This window comes from Pedobacter sp. KBW01 (assembly GCF_003852395.1).
GTDB lineage: Bacteria > Bacteroidota > Bacteroidia > Sphingobacteriales > Sphingobacteriaceae > Pedobacter.
In genome coordinates, this window is record NZ_QAJQ01000007.1 from 147,430 (window position 1) to 164,556 (window position 17,127).

Genomic DNA, 17,127 nt, shown 5'->3' on the forward strand with positions numbered 1-17,127 from the left:
CGGCATTTGCATCCCGGCAAACTTCACGGTCTTATCGTTTAAAATTTCAAATTCACACCGAACGAATATATTTTCATGTATGGATAAGATGAATTGTAACCCGATTCAGGCAATTCAGGATCGATTGGCAGATCGCCCAGTTTATCGAAAGTGAGCAGGTTTAAACCGCTTGCATAAAAACGCAGTTGTCTGATTTTTAACTTTTTGATAAATGAAGGCGAAAGCGAATAGCCGATCTCTACATTTTTTAACCTAATGTAATCGCCTGATCTGATCCAGAAATCGGAAGTAGCAGTATTGTTGCCACGATCGGTTAGCAGTAACCTCGGATAAGGAGCGCCCGGATTATCGGGTGTCCAGCGGTCTGCACTGAACTGGTTTAAAAAGCCATTATTGGTATTACCTGCATTTACCAGTTGCTGTATGGTAATTGAACGGCCACTGGTGCCCTGAAACAAGAAGTTTGCATCAAAATTGGCGTAAGAAACTGAGGCACCAAAGCCAAAATAAGCTTTAGGTACAAAATTGAAATCGGTTCTCACACGGTCGAGGTCGTTAATTACGCCATCGCCATTCTGATCTACATATTTAATATCGCCGGGTTTCACATCTTTGGATAAAATCTGTTTGGCAGAAGCATCAATCTGCGCCTGGCTTTGGAAAATACCATCCGAGATAAGCATCATGCTTACATAACCTGCACCAGAGTTAGCAGTAGCCGCCGGAGAAATTACGCTCGAAATGGGGTGCCCTAATTGTTTCTGATAGTCGGGCAAACCTGCTCCTTCGTTAATGGCCAGAATTTTACTCGTGTTGTAGGTAAAATTGCCGAACACATTCAGGTTTACACCACCCAGTTTTTTATTGTAGTTTATACCGGTTTCAAAGCCTTTGTATGATGCCTCACCCTCGTTAACATAAATTAGCGATTGCCCCAGCAAACTTGGCAATAGTGATGCCGTGGTTAAATCTTTCCGGTCTTCGTAAAAGTAATCGGCACTGATAGATAAAGCTTGTTTAAACAATTTGGCATCAAAACCTACACTGGTTTTATAGGCTTTCTCCCAGGTTAAAAAAGGGTTGGCCAAAGCCAGCTGCCCCGAACCACTTACTCCGGCGAAACCTGTACCAAAGGTGTAACCTGCAGCACTTCTGGTAAAGAAATCGTTATAGGCAAATCTTCTGGCCGATCCGATAGCATCGTTACCCACCAATCCGTAAGATCCCCTGATTTTTAAGAAATCGAGAAAGCTTGTTGAGCTTTTCATAAAATCCTCGTCAGAAATGATCCATCCTGCCGATGCAGCCGGGAAAAACCCATACCGCGAATCTGGTGCAAAATTTTCTGAACCGGCGTAAGAAGCGGTTAAATCAATAAAATAGCGCTGAATATAATTGTATGATAAGCGGTTAGACCATCCTTCGCGGCGTACATCCAAACTGCCGAATGAGGCATAATTGGCCCTCGAAACGCGGGTACTGAATTTAATATCGTGCTTTCCGAAGGTCCTGTTATAATCGAAACCTGCCCAAAATTCGCTTTTGCGTATGTTACCCGAAAATGCATTGGCCTGATAATCTACCTTAGCGGGTGTGCCATAGGTGGTATAAGTTCCATCGGCTTTTAATTCAGAAGTTGCATACTGCTGGCTAAAACCCGAGCGGTATAATCCGGCGATATCATAAGCATAAAAAACTTCGCCAGTTAAGCCTTTTAATATGCCATCCATTTTTTGGCGGGCACTTAAAGTAGCCATCATATTACGCACCAGGTCGGTACTGGCTCCCCTAGCCTCGAGCATGGCCTGAGGGTTATTTTGGGAAAATATCGAAGTTCCGCCATACGATCCGTTAGGGTTAATAACCGGGAAAGCATTGGCTGGCGTTGAATAAACCGTTGATAAAAAAGTAGGTGTACCTGCATTCGGGAAAGTAAGGTTGGTAATCCGTCCGCCGATATCTAAAGCTACATCCAGGTTCTTGTTTACGTGTAAATCGATGTTGGTTCTTAAATTATAGCGGTTAAAATCGGTATTGGCATCGTAAGTATCGTTATTACCACCTTTGTAAAAACCTCCCTGCTGGTAAGCACTTAATAAAGTATAATACTTAATAAAAGCATTACCACCGGTAACAGTAGCTACATAACGCTGGGTTGGCGCTACACGCTTGGTGAAATCGCGTACAAAGTTGTTGTTCGGATATTTAATGGGATCGGAACCATCCTGATAGGCCTGTAAAGCAGCAGGGCTGTAAACCGCCGCTCCGCCACTGTTAATGGAAGCTTCGTTGTATAAACTTGCATAATTGTAAGCATCTAAGGGTGCAGCAATCTGCAAAGGCGCCTGCAAGCCTGCCTGCGCATCGAAAGTAACGCTGGTGGAAGTTGCGCTGCCTCTTTTGGTTTTTACATAAACTACACCATTGGCAGAATACATGCCGTACCAGGCCAGTGTTGCGGCATCTTTTAATACGCTTACACTTTCAATTTCGGCCAAATCCATCGATCTGAAGTCGCGCTCAATACCATCTACCAACACCAGAGGCTCCTGGTTGCTGTTATAAGATGAGCGGCCACGGATTAAAAAACTCGATACATCGTAACCAGGCTGTTGCGAACCACTTGGATAAATGGCTAATCCGGGTAGCCTGCCGGTAAATACATTGGTTAAAGATGACGATGGGATCTGAGGTAGGTTATCAGTAGTGATGGTACTAATGGTGGCCGTAACTTCTCTTTTCTTCCTAACGCCAAACGGAATGTACACATTGTCGTTATCGCCGGCATCGATAAGTGCTTTGGTTAAAACAATATCGCTCTTGCTTACTTCCGAAGCGGGTTTGAGCACCATCAGGTAACCTACGTATTTAAAAACAATTACATCGCTGGTAGAGGTTGAAAGGGTAAAACTTCCGTCGGCACTTGTGGTTACCGATTTATTGGTTTTATCTTCCTGGATCGAGATGGTCACTCCGGCCATTGGCTTTTTATCCTGATCTACTACCCTCCCCGAAACCGTAAGCTGTTCATCAGGCGTTTGGCTGTAAACGTTTAGCAGGCAGGCCCATAAAAAGAGTAGGCAGGCTATATATTTATATTTTGATCTTAATAATTTCATTTTCAATAATCTTTTAGCGTTACATTGATTAACTCACTATTCCCAACCTGGATTTTGTGTTAATACACCTTTGCTTTTATAAATTTCTGCCCTTGGAATCGGATACAGATTTTGTTTCTCAGTCCAGGTTTTCTGGAAAGTCTGGCTCAGTACAAACGGGGTATAAGTGAAACTTCCGTTGGCCTGTTTAATCACATCCATGCCTTTCATTGGAACGCCAATGGTGGTAGCGCCAATTTTCCAGCGCATAATATCGTACCAGCGGTGGTCTTCGAAAGCCAGTTCTATTGCACGCTCGTGTCTGATCACTGTACGCATTTCATCCTGGGTCATGTTGGCTTTTAGTCCATAAAGATTATCAGCTCCAGCCAGTATTCCGCCACGTTTGCGGATGGCAATTAACTGTGCGTAAACCGAACCGTTGATGTCGCCCGGGCCTACCGCCTCATTTTGTGCTTCGGCATAGTTTAGCAACACTTCTGCATAGCGGAAATAGATGTAGTTTAGCAGGGTTGTGCTACCACCAACGGTACGGTAAACCTCTGGCCAGTATTTTTTGCAATAATAGCGCGTAGCAGTATAGGTAATGGTGGTGCTGTAATCGAGTGCACCTGCTGGCGAAGACCACATTTGTATGGCCCTTCCCTGCCATGGGCGATCGTTGTAAATAATGTTGTCGTAAAAACGAGGCTCGCGGTTGGCGTAAGGTTTCTGCGGATCGTAACCTGAAGTTGGATCACTAATCGCTTTTCCATTGGCCATTTCGTACATATCTACATGGTTTTGGGTAGGGTTCATTTGTCCCTGGGCACCACCAGATCCTGGCGACATTGAAAAATCCTGCATCATCTCTCCTGCCAAAGGTGTATTGCCTTTAATTCGGATCATGATGTACTCTGATGAGGTGGGCACGTTTAAGATATCGCCGTAACTAGCCTGTAAAGCATATGCTCCAAACTCGCCGTTCATTAATCTTTGCGCAGCAGCGGCTGCAGCAGCCCACTTGCTTTTATCGCCTGTTGGGTTGTTAAGCGGACTTGCAGCATATAAAAGCACACGGGTTCTTAAAGCCTGTACTGCGCCTTTGGTTGGGCGGCCATAATCTGCAGTAGTATAATCGGCATCATTGCCCAGTTTATTTTCGGCAATAGCCAGATCTGCTAAAATGTATTTGGTTACCTCATCAAACGAGTTGCGTGGCAGGTTCAGTTCATCGTTTACAGTATAAACTTTATCTACTATGGGCACACCGCCAAATCTTTTGGTTAACTCGAAATAAGACATGGCACGTAAAAAGCGCATCTCGCCTTCTACCCTAACCGGTTGAAAAATCGGTACAGTTGCAGGTGGTGCAGGTGGTACATCGGCCAGGCGCGAAAGCATTTTGGTTTCGATGGCGATACCAGCATACATTCTTTTCCAGATATCGTAAATATCGTTTAACGAAGCTCCGTTACTGTGATCGTGGTACAATCCACGGTTTAAAGTGGTTACGGTACCTTCCGAGTTACCCGAAACGGCTTCATCTGATGCCTGGGCCACACAGCCGCGGTGATCGTTAAAGCGTACGTATTTGTTGATTACATAATTATAAGCGTTATCGGCAAATCTGGCCGCCTGTGCCGGATCTGCAAAAATCTCATCCTCGCTCAAAGCCACACCAGGTGTTCTTTCCAGGTAGTCTTTTTTGCAGGAAACAGCAAACAGCGTTAATAAAAGAATAGCTGTATATATTTTGTAGTTTTTCATGAGCTTAAAATTGAACGTTTAAACCAAAATTGTAAATCCTCGATGTTGGATAAAGCGCCTGTAAAGGGAAAGCCGTGTTAATGGTGTTTACATTCTCCGGATCGATGTAGAACTTATACTTGGTCCAGGTGTAAATATTCTGTCCCTGTAAGAAAACCCGCACATTGCTCAGCTTTAAAGTACTCATCCACGATTTTGGAAGTGTCCAGGCCAGTTCAATGTTCCTGATTTTTAAATAAGCCGAGTTTTGTAAGGTAAAATCGTTTAAGGCATAGTTTAATGATGCCGTACCGCGGGCGTGTAAAGCCGGCCAGGTTGCCGTTGCAGCAGTTGCCGGTGTCCAGGCATCTAGCATGAACGGATACATCTGCTGACCATTGTTCTGCTCGTTCAAGATCACATTCGAGCTTACATTCGCTACTCCCTGAAACAGGGCCGAAAGTGAAAATCCTTTGTAGCTAACCCGTGGGCTAAAACTGTAAATGTATTGTGGTGTATTGGTGTATCCAATCGCATCCTGATCTAAATTGGTTATTACGCCATCGCCATCCAGGTCTTTAAATTTCAAGTCGCCCGGAATTGGGTTGTAACCTGCTAATTTGGGCGAAGCAGCAATGTCTGCCGCCGACTGGAAAAAACCATCGGTTTTATATCCAAAAAACTGACCAACACTTGTTCCTTTTCTGGCCAGAGAAAAAGGCATGCCATCTGGTTCGTCGTTCTCAAGGATTTTGTTTTTATTGTAACTCAATTGCGCATTAAGGCCTACAGTTACAGCTCCAATCACACGTTGATAGTCGAGCTCAACTTCGTAACCTTTGTTGTATACAATACCTCTATTTAAGTTAGGGTATGCATGGCCAAATAATGCCGAACCACTTAATGTAGGTGTTAAAATATCTTTACGGGTTTCGTCAAAAAGATCGACCGTTAATTTCAGGTTATCGCTAAGGAAACGTGCTTCCACACCAATATTTCTTTTTGTGCCGGTTTCCCAGGTTACTTTATCATTTCCTAAAGCAGTATCGCCAATATAAAGGGTTGGATAGTTAACCAAGGCCAGCGGGTTCCCAAATGGAGCACCTGAATTGGCTGTATAAGTAGTTAAGAACAAGAAACGGTTATCTGAAATCCTGTCGTTACCTACCTGTCCGTAACTTCCCCTGATTTTTAAATAAGTGAGCACATTGTTCTTTTTCCAGAAAGGCTCGTTGGTAAGCGTCCAGCCAGCGGATACTGCCGGGAAGAAACCGTAACGCAAACCTTCTGCAAAGTTTTCCGATCCGTTGTACGAACCATTAAATTCGGCAAAATACCTTTCGCCATAATTATAGGTAACACGACCAACAATACCTTGCGATGCTCTTGGCGGCGCGGTAAAAGGCGATCCCCCGGTAGTACGGATAAGCTGACGGGTAGCCAGTAACAATCCGCCAACATTGTGCTTGCCAAAATCGCGGTTATAATCAAAACCGGTTTGCAGGTTCATATTGGTACTTCCACCGGTTACACCGCCATCTTGTACGGCTCCTAAAGGCTCATCACGGTTACGCGTATCGGTTGATAAAGTAGCCTGACCGGTTGCGGGATTGTAAACATAAGCCGCCCAGTTGGCGTTTCTTCTTTCGGTATTATTGTAATATGAATCGTATCCAAATACTGTTTTAAAGCCTAAACCTTTGGTAATAAAACCCAGTTTATAGTTGAGGTTAAAGGTACTCTCGATGGTATTGTTATCATCGTTACGGGTTCCGAAACGGGTTAATACCGCAAAAGGATTCCAGATGTTGGTACCAATATTTGGGTTAGCGGTTATCCTGCCATCAGGGAGGGTTACCGGATAAGCATAAGCCGGCACCTGCAAAATACGCGAAATCATCCCTTCAATGGTATCGTAAGAGAAGGCTGAAGAAGATAATAATCCAGCTGGCTGATAACGGTTGGCAAAACGACCTCCCAGTTTAATTCCTACCGTAAAATCTTTGTTCAGCGTTAAATCTACGTTCGAACGGAAGTTATAACGGTTGTAGTTGGGTACAGTATTGATGCCATAAGGCGAATCGAATTTCTTAAAAATACCATCCTGAAAGGCATAACCTGCAGAAACAAAATATTTTGCAATTTTAGTACCACCATTAATATTGATGTTATGCTGGGTTTGTGCGTAATATTTTTTGGTTAAATAATCGAACCACTGCACATCCGGATAACCGATCGGGTCTGATCCGTCTTTAAACTTTTGCAACTCTGCATCTGAGAAAAAAGGTGCTTTACCATCGTTTACATACGACTGGTTTAACAAGGAAGCATTTTCAAATGCGGGTAAACCAACAGCTAAACCAGTATAAGTTTGCAAAGCGAAATTACCGGTATAAGTTACTTTGGGTTTACCGATTTTCCCCTGTTTGGTGGTAATAACGATAATACCATTCGCTCCCCTGATCCCGTAAATCGCTGTTGAAGCCGCATCTTTTAAAACCGTTACTGATTCTATTTCGCTGGCATCCACATCTGAGAAACTCGGGCGCTCTACCCCATCCACCACAACAATTGCTGCGTTGTTTGAGCCATAAGTAGCTACACCTCTTACTTTTAACTGGGCACCATCGGCCCCGGGCTGACCGCTGGTTTGTACCGCCAGTAAACCCGGCAAACGGCCAATCAAAGCATTGGTTGGGCTTGGTGTTGGCGATTTCATTACCTCTTCGGCACCAATCTGCGCTACGGCACCTGTTAAAGTAGATTTTTTCTGCACGCCATAACCTACAACAATCACCTCATCAAGCCCCTGCGTATCGTCTTCTAAAACTACGTTTAGTACCGTTTTGTTGTTTATGGCCACATCCTTAATGGTGTAACCCACATAAGTAAAAGTTAAGGTAGCATTGGCAGCTGCCTTAATCGAAAATTTACCATCGTTATCGGTAACAGCGCCCTGGGTAGTGCCTTTAACCCTAACGCTTACGCCGGGTAAGGTAACTCCCTTTATATCTTTTACGGTACCATTTACTGTGCTTTGTGCAAATGCCGTAAACGATGCACTCATCAGCAACAGGAAGGTTAATGTATATAGCACTTTAGCCCATTGGAAACGCTCCATTCCAATTGCGGCAAAAGTCCTTTTTAAATTGTAAAGTCTATCCATAATTATTATAAATATTAAATCTGTTTGGTTAAAATTTAATGCATAGCAAGTCCCTGCCGGTTAAATTTTCATGCTTACAACCTGCATGGAAACAACCAGTTAATATTTTACACAACCAAATAAGATCGGGTTAGCAGTCAGGAAATCACTTGAGTTCTATTAAATACTATGCGTCTTGCGGATGGTACAATCTTATCTTCAAATCGTAACATTTTTGAGATAAATCAGCATGAACTTGTTCCGCTAAATTCGGGGCTTTGGTGCCTGCCCTTACCATACAAAAATAAATGTGGGATGATTTCATCATATTTACTTGGTTAGTTTGTGTTAGTGGTAACGAATGTAGAAAAGGTAAAATGATAAAAGTCTTTTAAAATAGCCTAAAAGGCCATAAAATCAATTGAAACTCATTTCAAACGTTTGAAATAATTGCATTTTTTTTCTTAACTATGCATTGAGATTGGAAAAGATGACGAACAATACCCCTGTTACCCTGAAGTTCCTGGCTGAAAAGTTAAAGATGTCAGTATCAACAGTATCAAAAGCCCTTAATAACTATCCTACAATAAATGAATACACTAAAAAACGTGTTCAGGAGATGGCTCGCGAATTACATTTTACGCCCAATAAATCGGCCATCAATTTAAAGGAAAAGAAATCTCGTATTATTGGTATTATCTTACCCAATCTTTTAGACCACTTTTTTACCCGCAGTATTTATGGTGTAGAGCAATTTGCTACCCAGAACGGATACAATGTAATCATCAGCCAATCGCATGATGACCTGGAAAAGGAAATTCAATCGGCCAACATGTTACTGCGCAGCCGTGTTGACGGGCTTATCGTAGCCATTTCTAAACATACACAGGATTTCGCTCACCTCGATCAGTTCGAAAACATGGGTATACCGGTGGTTTATTACACCCGCAACCCGAGCTTTAATTTAAGCTGTCATAAAGTTTTAGGCAACACTTTTCAGGGCTGTTATAAGGCTACCCAATTTTTAATTGACCGTGGCCATAAAAAAATAGCTTACCTGGGTGGGCCAAAAATGATCAATTTCACCCACGATCGTTTTAATGGCTATATCAATGCACTGAAAGATAACGGTGTTCCTTTTTCGGCTGATTTGGTTGCCTATACCGATTTCGATAAGGAAAATACAATTTCGGCCATTCAGAACCTTTTTGCCAACCCACAAGATACACCTACTGCCCTGGTTGCATTTAAGGAACCCATTTTGTTCGATGCCATTAAATACCTGAGATCAATAAACCATCCCAATTTAGATAAGATTGAGTGCATCGGTTTTGGCAATACTTCTTTTATAAGCTATTTAGATTCGCCTCCTGTTGCATCAGTAGAAGAAAATCCTGAGTCGGTTGGTGAAAATGCAATCAAACTCCTGCTTCAGCTTATCAATAGGGAAATTGATATGGAAAACTATCAGAAGGTTATGGTTGATTGTAAATTGATTGTGCACGAATAGGGCGACTCGTTTCCTAAGGTCAATCTTATAATTTTAACCATATAAGACATAAAAGGTCATGAAAGTTTAAATGCGCTAACATGCCAATACAAAACTTAATGTCTTTAACACCTTAATGGTAAAAAAATCATCATTAAGACCATTAAGAAAGAACAGCCTAAATGTTTTAACGTGCCTTTAATGGTGAAAAATTAATTTGATTTCTGTGCTTTTCATTATAAGAAAAAGCGGCGACAATAAGCAAGCCAGCTATCCCCTCAAAGGCTACCACCACCTGAGTTCCGAAGAGGTGCGCCAAATAGCCCATTAACAGACTCCCGATAGGTAATACGCCCTGATAAGCCATTATGTAATAGCTGAGCGTCCTGCCACGCATTAAATCATCAGCATGGGTTTGCAAGTAAGTGTTTATAGATGAGGTTTGCGCCATTAAACCCAAAGCAGCTAAACCGGTACAAATTAAAGCAAGAATGAGTGATGGCGAAATAGCCAGTGCGACTACCGATATGGCGAGTAAAATTCCCGACATCATTACTATTTTTTGCAGATTTTGCCCTGCCCTTAAGGTAGCCATATAGATAGCGCCGAAAAAAGCACCAAAGCCCGCTGCACTTTCAAACCAACCAAAAGTGGTGGCGTTTCCATTAAAAATATCCTTTGCAAATACGGGTAACAAGGTGGTAAACGGAATAACCAACAAGCTCGAGGCGGCCATCATTAAAACCATCGAAGCCAGATCAGGCGATGCTTTTAAATAATCGTAACCTTTTTTTAAATCGATCCATATATTTTCTGCCGATTTTTTATGCTCAGTTAATTTCAGTTTCATCATTACCATACATCCCAAAACCGCTATAAAACTTACAAAATTGATCAGAAAACAGATGTCTTCACCGAGTGTACTTAAAATTACCCCCGCCAAAGCTGGCCCAATTAACCTTGCTGCGTTAAACATCGAAGAATTTAGAGCGATTGCATTTGGTAAATCTTCTTTATCATCAATTAAATTTACCATTAACGATTGGCGTGCCGTTACATCGAAAGCATTTACCAAACCCTGCACCAGCGAGAGTGCCGCAATCCAGAACATATCGTACACCTTAAACCAGATCATTAAAGCCAATGCCCCTGCCTGGAGCATTAAAATCACTTGTGTGATTATCAGAATTTTATATTTATTATGCCTGTCTACATAGCTACCGGCATAAGGGGCCAGCACCAATGAGGGAATCAGACTTAAAAAAGTAATCAACCCTAAAAGAAACGCCGAACCTGTTAAGCGATAAACCAACCAGCTAATGGCTACACGCTGCATCCATGTACCAATTAACGAAATAGCCTGTCCGGTAAAAAATAACCTGTAATTATAATGCCTTAGTGAACGAAAAATACTCATGTCTAAAATAGTAAAGTAACTTTACAAAAATAGAAGTTTTAGACTAAAGTATAAAATCAAATCTGCTTCTTTTTATCACGATAACATCATAAAATAAAGCTCTTTTCAAAAACAATGCATTCATCTATAAATTTTAAAGCTTATATTTGTAAAGTTTATTTACCATTAATATGCCCACGCAAACACAAGATATTGCTGCCCGCTTAAGAAGTACAGTTACCCGTTTAACCCGGCAATTACGCAAACAGAACGTAAGCTCTGAGTTTAGCAACGCCGAACTGCTTACCATGTCGCTACTGGAGCAGCACGGCAAAATGCTATCTACTGAGCTGGCTGATATGGAAAGGGTATCTAAGCAGGCCATTTCGCAAATCATTAACCGGCTGCATGATGCCAAATGTGTAGAACGTTTTCCGAGTGAGGAAGATAAACGCAAGGTATTTATCGGTTTAACCAGGCTGGGCGAAAAGCACATCATCGCCACCCGCAAAATAAAAGAAGAATGGCTGGTGCAAACCATGGAGAAAATTTTCTCTTCAGAAGAGATTAACCTCATACAAGCCTTCCTCCCCTTGCTTTCTCGTTTAGTAGAACATAACAGTAGCCGTGTATAGTTTTCTTTTTTCCTTAGCCAAATAAGCCGTACCTTGCAGCCTTCAAATGGCACTATATTTCACCTCCATAAATTCGGGCAGCAACGGTAATTGTTACTATATAGGTAACGATAACGAAGCCGTTTTGGTTGATGTAGGTCTAACCTGCAAGGAAGTTGAAAGACGAATGGCGCGTTTAGGTTTGGCTATAGATAAAGTAAAAGCCATTTTCATTTCACACGAGCACAGCGACCACATCAAAGGCCTAACCGTTTTTGCAAAAAAACATAAACTTCCGGTATACATTAGTGCGCCAACATTAAAAAGTAGCCGACTGTTACTTGATGCCAACAATACTTTTTCGTTAAGCCACCTGCAAACCATCCAGATAGGTGACTTAAAAATCGCAGCCTTTTCTAAATTCCACGATGCAGCTGATCCTTATAGCTTCACGGTTGAATGCAGCACGGTTAAAGTTGGGGTTTTTACCGATATTGGCGCTGTTTGCGATCGTCTTATCCATCATTTTAAAGATTGCCATGCCGCATTCCTGGAAGCTAACTACGACACCCAAATGCTGCAAAATGGTCGGTACCCTTATTTTTTGAAACAAAGAATCATGGGCGGCCATGGTCACTTAAGCAATGCTCAGGCACTGGAGTTGTTTACAAACCATAAACCGGCTTATATGAGCCATTTATTATTGAGCCATTTATCAAAAGACAACAACGACCCTGAACTGGTAGAAAATCTTTTTAAAAATGTAGCGGGCAATACTTTTGTTAAAGTGGCTTCGAGATACGAGGAAACAGAAGTTTATTATGTAAGCGCCGACCAAAATGCAGCACAAGCATATGTTTTTCGCCCCGAACTTTATCAACCCGACCAGTTAAACTTATTTTAACATCTTAAAGTCACAAATAACAAGACGTTTTCTGAGTGTTAAATCATAGATACCTGTAATATAAACACATACCAGATAAAAGCAGAAAACACCAGCGTAAAATATTATTTAATTCATTTTTACCATAAAACATTTAAGCCAAATTGGGGTTATATCTATACTTCATAAATAGTTTGTTTGGTTTATTAGGAGGCTTAAGGATTTAAGCCTCTTATTTTTTGCCTTAAATCCAATTAAGAAAAAAAAGCACAACAAAATTTTATTCCATATATGTTTATTTTTTTCTATATTCGAATACATTGTCGTCCCCAATATAATGTGTAAACCTTAAATAATAATTATATGGAGACAAGCAAAATCTCAAAATTCAGTGCCGAGTTTCTGGGCACATTAGTATTGGTTTTAATGGGTTGCGGTAGTGCTGTAATAGCGGGTGCCAATGGTACAACAGGCGTTGGTTTGTTGGGCATTTCGTTTGCTTTCGGCCTTTCGGTAGTGGCTATGGCTTATGCTATTGGTCATATTTCCGGCTGCCACATTAATCCGGCCATATCCATAGGTATGGTTGTAACTGGTCGCATGAAGGCTTCAGAAGCAGCTTATTACATTGTAGCACAAATTCTGGGTGGCATTGCGGGTGCTTTTATCCTCTTGCTTATTGCCTCTGGCAAACCCGAATATTCGCTATCGGCAAATGGCCTTGGCCAAAATGGTTTCGATGCCCTTTCGCCCCAGCACTATAGCTTACAAGCGGGCTTAATTGCAGAAGTGGTATTGACTTTTATCTTCTTGCTGGTAATTTTTGGTTCTACCTCTACCAAAAACATCAATGGTGGCTTTGCCGGCTTAGCTATTGGCTTAAGCCTGGTGCTTATACACATTGTAGGCATACCAGTAACCGGCGTATCGGTAAATCCGGCGCGTAGTATCGGGCCAGCAATATTGGTTGGCGGGCAAGCCCTAAGCCAGGTTTGGTTATTCATTGTAGCACCAATTGCAGGCGCAGTTTTGAGCGGCATTGTTTGGAAAACCGTTCTGGAACGAAACTAATATAAATGAAAAAGGTAAAATGAAAGATGGCATAATCCCAAATTTCATTTTACTTTTTTTTACGATCTTAATGTAAGGTTAAATCATTCCATCTCACATCATCCATCTTACATCATTTAAAGGTTCTTAGTAATCACCTCATCAGTAGGTTTTGTTTTAGAACGGAAACGGTGTACCAGTTCTCCTTTTTCATTAATCAGAAATTTCTCAAAATTCCATTTAATGTCGCCTTGTTCCTCCGTATTGGTTTGCGAAGTCAGGTATTTAAACAATGGACTAATATCATCGCCTTTTACGCTGCTTTTCTCGGCCAACAAAAACGAAACATTGTACTTACCGGTACAAAATTCTTTAATTTCGGCGTTGGTAGAAAATTCTTGTCCACCAAAGTTACCTGCCGGAAATCCGATTAATACAATCTTTTTACCATATTGTTTCTGAAGTTTTTCGAGGTCTTCATATTGCGGGGTATATCCACATTTAGAAGCCGTATTTACGATCATTATTTTCTTGCCCTTAAACTTCGATAGTTTAATTTCTTTACCATCAATGGTTTTAAAGCTGAAATCGTAAACATTTTTTGGTGGATTCGGCACCAAAAAGTTGAGTAGAATTAAAATTGTGCTTATCATCGTTTTTTATTTTATATACGAATATAGTTACAAATAGTTTCGACACGGGTAAAGTTCTTGTAAAATGTAAGATGGATGGCTAAAAAAGCCTACCAATCATCTATAAACTGCAAATTTTCAAAATGAAAGCCAGCAACATTTCGGCAGCAACAGCCCGCTTTCCCTCCTGCTCCGATAGAAAAATCGGGAGCATCCGTCCAATCGGGTTTATAAACGAGAGAGAATGCAAAAACATCGGCCTGCTTGCCTGAACACAGGCCCGGGGTTTTATCTCCATAAGCAGACTAACTATAATCTAAATATCCCAAGCCATTGCTATCTAAAAAAGGATTAAATCCACTCATTTATAGCCGTTTTTTTTTAAAAAAATGATCACGATCACTAAAAAAACAGCAAAAAATTTGTATTAAATTTTAATCAGGTTTTGATTTATGCTTTAATTATAGCTTTATTTGCACAAAAACGTATTTCATGGCAAAAAATTTACTAATCGTCGAGTCACCCGCAAAAGCTAAAACTATTGAAGGCTATTTAGGCAAAGATTTCCTGGTGAAGTCTAGCTATGGCCATATCCGTGATTTAGTGAAGGGCGATATGGCAATTGATATTAAAAATAATTTTGCCCAAACCTACGAGGTACCCGCCGATAAGAAGAATGTGGTTGCCGAACTGAAAAAGCTTGCTAAGGATGCCGAAATGGTATGGCTAGCATCCGATGAGGACCGCGAGGGAGAAGCCATTTCGTGGCACTTATTCGAAACTTTAGGCCTTAAAGTAGAAAAAACCAAACGTATCGTTTTTCATGAAATTACCAAACCTGCCATTTTAAAAGCCATCGAAAGCCCACGTGGTATCGATTATAACCTGGTAAATGCGCAGCAAGCCCGCCGCGTTTTAGATCGCCTGGTTGGTTTTGAGCTTTCACCAGTTTTATGGAAAAAGGTAAAACCATCTTTATCAGCAGGCCGTGTTCAATCTGTTGCCGTACGTTTAATTGTAGATAGAGAAAGAGAAGTTTTAAACTTTAATGCTACTGCAGCCTATAAAATAACCGCCCAGTTTACTACTGGCAAAGGAAAAGAACTGGTTAAAGCCGAATTGCCACAACGTTTCGAAAGCGAGGCTGATGCTGAAAAATACCTTCAGGATTGTGCCAAAGCAACATTCGCCATTAGCAGTTTGGAAACCAAACCGGCAAAACGTAATCCGGCGGCACCTTTTACTACTTCAACACTACAACAGGAAGCTTCCCGAAAATTAGGTTTTTCGGTAGCCAGAACCATGCAGGTTGCCCAAAGATTATACGAGGCAGGTAAGATTACTTACATGAGAACTGACTCGGTAAACTTATCTGAAACTGCTATAAATGCTGCAGCAGCCGAAATAAAATCGGCCTACGGCGAAAAATACCACCAGCCAAGGGTTTATAAAACCAAATCGGCTGGTGCACAGGAGGCTCACGAAGCCATCCGTCCAACTTATTTCGACAGACATACTGTTGATGGCGACATTTCAGAGAAACGTTTGTACGATTTGATCTGGAAACGTTCAATTGCCTCACAAATGAGCGAGGCCTTGTTTGAGAAAACCACTGCACAAATTACCGCTTCAACCCGTAAAGAGCATTTAGTAGCTGAGGGTGAAGTATTGAAATTTGACGGTTTCTTAAAAGTTTATCTCGAATCAACAGATGATGAAGAGGGCGAAGAAAAAGAAGGCGGTGCTATTTTACCTCCTTTAGCTAAAGGCCAGGAATTATTTTTAAGAGAAATGCAGGCTACTGAACGTTATTCACGTCCGCCGGCAAGATATACAGAGGCCAGTCTGGTTAAAAAATTAGAAGAACTGGGTATTGGTCGTCCGTCTACTTATGCGCCTACTATTTCTACGGTACAAAACCGTGGTTACGTAGTTAAAGAAGACCGCGATGGTAAACAACGTAAATTTACAGCCATTACTTTAGCCAATGGCGAAGTTAAAAAAGAAACCAAATCAGAAATAACCGGTGCCGAAAAGTCTAAACTTTTCCCTACCGATATTGGTGAGGTGGTAAACGATTTCCTGGTAGCACATTTTAAAGGAATTGTTGATTTTAACTTTACCGCCAAGGTTGAAAAAGAATTTGATGAGATTGCACAGGGCTTACAAGAGTGGACCAAAATGCTCCATTCTTTCTATAACCCTTTCCATACTGAGGTAGAAACAACACTGGAAACGGCTGAACGCGCTACTGGCGAACGTTTATTGGGGCTTGATCCGGCTACTGGTAAAAACGTTTATACCAAAGTAGGTAAATTTGGTCCGCTGGTTCAAATTGGCGAGCTTGATGAGGAAGAAAAACCACGTTATGCCAGCTTAATGCGTAACCAATCGGTAGCCACCATTACTTTAGCTGATGCTTTAGAGTTGTTTAAATTACCGTTCCAGCTGCCTGATTTTGAGGGTAAGGAAGTGGTAATTGGCGTTGGCCGCTTCGGACCTTATGTAAAGTGGGGCGAAAGTTTCATTTCATTGCCTAAAAACGAGGAGCCGCTGTCGGTTACTTACGAAAGGGCTGTTGAAATTATCCGTCAGAAAATGGATGACGATGCCCCTATCGCCTATTACGAAGGTTTAGGTGTAACCAAAGGAAAGGGTCGTTTTGGTCCATTCATTAAATGGAACGATTTATTTATCAATATCCCGGCTAAAGGTTACGATTTCGACAACCTTACACAAGCCGATATTGAAACCTTAATTGGTAAAAAAGTAGAAAAAGAGGCTAACAGGTACATTAAAACCTGGGATGCTGAGAAAATCTCGATCGAAAATGGCCGTTGGGGACCGTTTATCCGTTTTGGCAAACTGATGCTGAAACTGAGAAACAACGAGGCTACCAAACAAAAATATACACCAGAAGAACTGGCCGATATTGATCTGGAAGTAGTTAAAAAGATGATTGTAGAGCAAGTGCCAAACGCCTTCGAAACGAAGAAAAAAGCACCTGCAAAGAAAAAGGCTCCTGCTAAAAAAGCTGCAGCTAAAAAGAAATAAATAAATCATAGAGACCT

General features: G+C 41.4%; 10 protein-coding genes. 5 read left to right on the forward strand and 5 right to left on the reverse strand.

The genetic code is table 11. From position 1 onward, the window contains the following. Positions 1–38 precede the first annotated feature (38 nt). From DBR40_RS07485 to DBR40_RS07495, 3 genes are read right to left on the reverse strand one after another with little or no spacing between them, the layout of a single operon-like run. On the reverse strand, positions 39–3,119 hold the full coding sequence (locus DBR40_RS07485; protein WP_124559130.1) for a SusC/RagA family TonB-linked outer membrane protein: 3,081 nt from the start codon (positions 3,117–3,119) through the stop codon (positions 39–41). A gap of 36 nt (positions 3,120–3,155) precedes the next feature. After that, entirely contained in the window at positions 3,156–4,868 is a 1,713-nt protein-coding gene (locus DBR40_RS07490) for a RagB/SusD family nutrient uptake outer membrane protein (protein WP_124559131.1), read from the reverse strand. 4 nt (positions 4,869–4,872) lie between these two features. Beyond that, positions 4,873–8,013 carry a SusC/RagA family TonB-linked outer membrane protein gene (locus DBR40_RS07495; RefSeq protein WP_124559132.1) on the reverse strand — a complete coding sequence of 1,047 codons (3,141 nt, stop codon included), beginning with the start codon at positions 8,011–8,013 and terminating at the stop codon, positions 4,873–4,875. A gap of 469 nt (positions 8,014–8,482) precedes the next feature. Between DBR40_RS07495 and DBR40_RS07500 the strand changes: the two genes are divergently transcribed. Then, positions 8,483–9,502: a LacI family DNA-binding transcriptional regulator gene (locus tag DBR40_RS07500; RefSeq protein ID WP_124559133.1), complete on the forward strand. Its 1,020-nt coding sequence runs from the start codon at positions 8,483–8,485 to the stop codon at positions 9,500–9,502. A gap of 166 nt (positions 9,503–9,668) precedes the next feature. Here DBR40_RS07500 and DBR40_RS07505 read toward each other — a convergent pair whose 3' ends face one another. Beyond that, a complete protein-coding gene (locus DBR40_RS07505) occupies positions 9,669–10,898 on the reverse strand; it encodes an MFS transporter (protein ID WP_124559134.1) in 1,230 nt (409 codons plus the stop codon). A gap of 170 nt (positions 10,899–11,068) precedes the next feature. Between DBR40_RS07505 and DBR40_RS07510 the strand changes: the two genes are divergently transcribed. The 3 genes from DBR40_RS07510 to aqpZ all read left to right on the forward strand — a co-directional run bounded on the left by DBR40_RS07510 (position 11,069) and on the right by aqpZ (position 13,445). Beyond that, positions 11,069–11,512, forward strand: coding sequence for a MarR family winged helix-turn-helix transcriptional regulator (locus DBR40_RS07510; RefSeq protein WP_124559135.1), 444 nt, complete (start codon positions 11,069–11,071; stop codon positions 11,510–11,512). 46 nt (positions 11,513–11,558) lie between these two features. Further along, entirely contained in the window at positions 11,559–12,395 is an 837-nt protein-coding gene (locus tag DBR40_RS07515) for an MBL fold metallo-hydrolase (protein ID WP_124559136.1), read from the forward strand. A 342-nt stretch (positions 12,396–12,737) separates the two neighbouring features. Continuing rightward, on the forward strand, positions 12,738–13,445 hold the full coding sequence (gene aqpZ, locus DBR40_RS07520) for an aquaporin Z (RefSeq protein ID WP_199748298.1): 708 nt from the start codon (positions 12,738–12,740) through the stop codon (positions 13,443–13,445). Between the two features lie 116 nt (positions 13,446–13,561). On the opposite strand, the gene DBR40_RS07525 is transcribed toward aqpZ, so the two are convergent. Next, positions 13,562–14,077, reverse strand: a complete 516-nt coding sequence (locus DBR40_RS07525) for a glutathione peroxidase (RefSeq protein WP_124559137.1) — start codon at positions 14,075–14,077, stop codon at positions 13,562–13,564. Positions 14,078–14,548: 471 nt separating this feature from the next. Here DBR40_RS07525 and topA point away from each other — a divergent pair, with 471 nt between their 5' ends. Next, on the forward strand, positions 14,549–17,110 hold the full coding sequence (gene topA, locus DBR40_RS07530; RefSeq protein ID WP_124559138.1) for a type I DNA topoisomerase: 2,562 nt from the start codon (positions 14,549–14,551) through the stop codon (positions 17,108–17,110). Positions 17,111–17,127 lie beyond the last annotated feature (17 nt).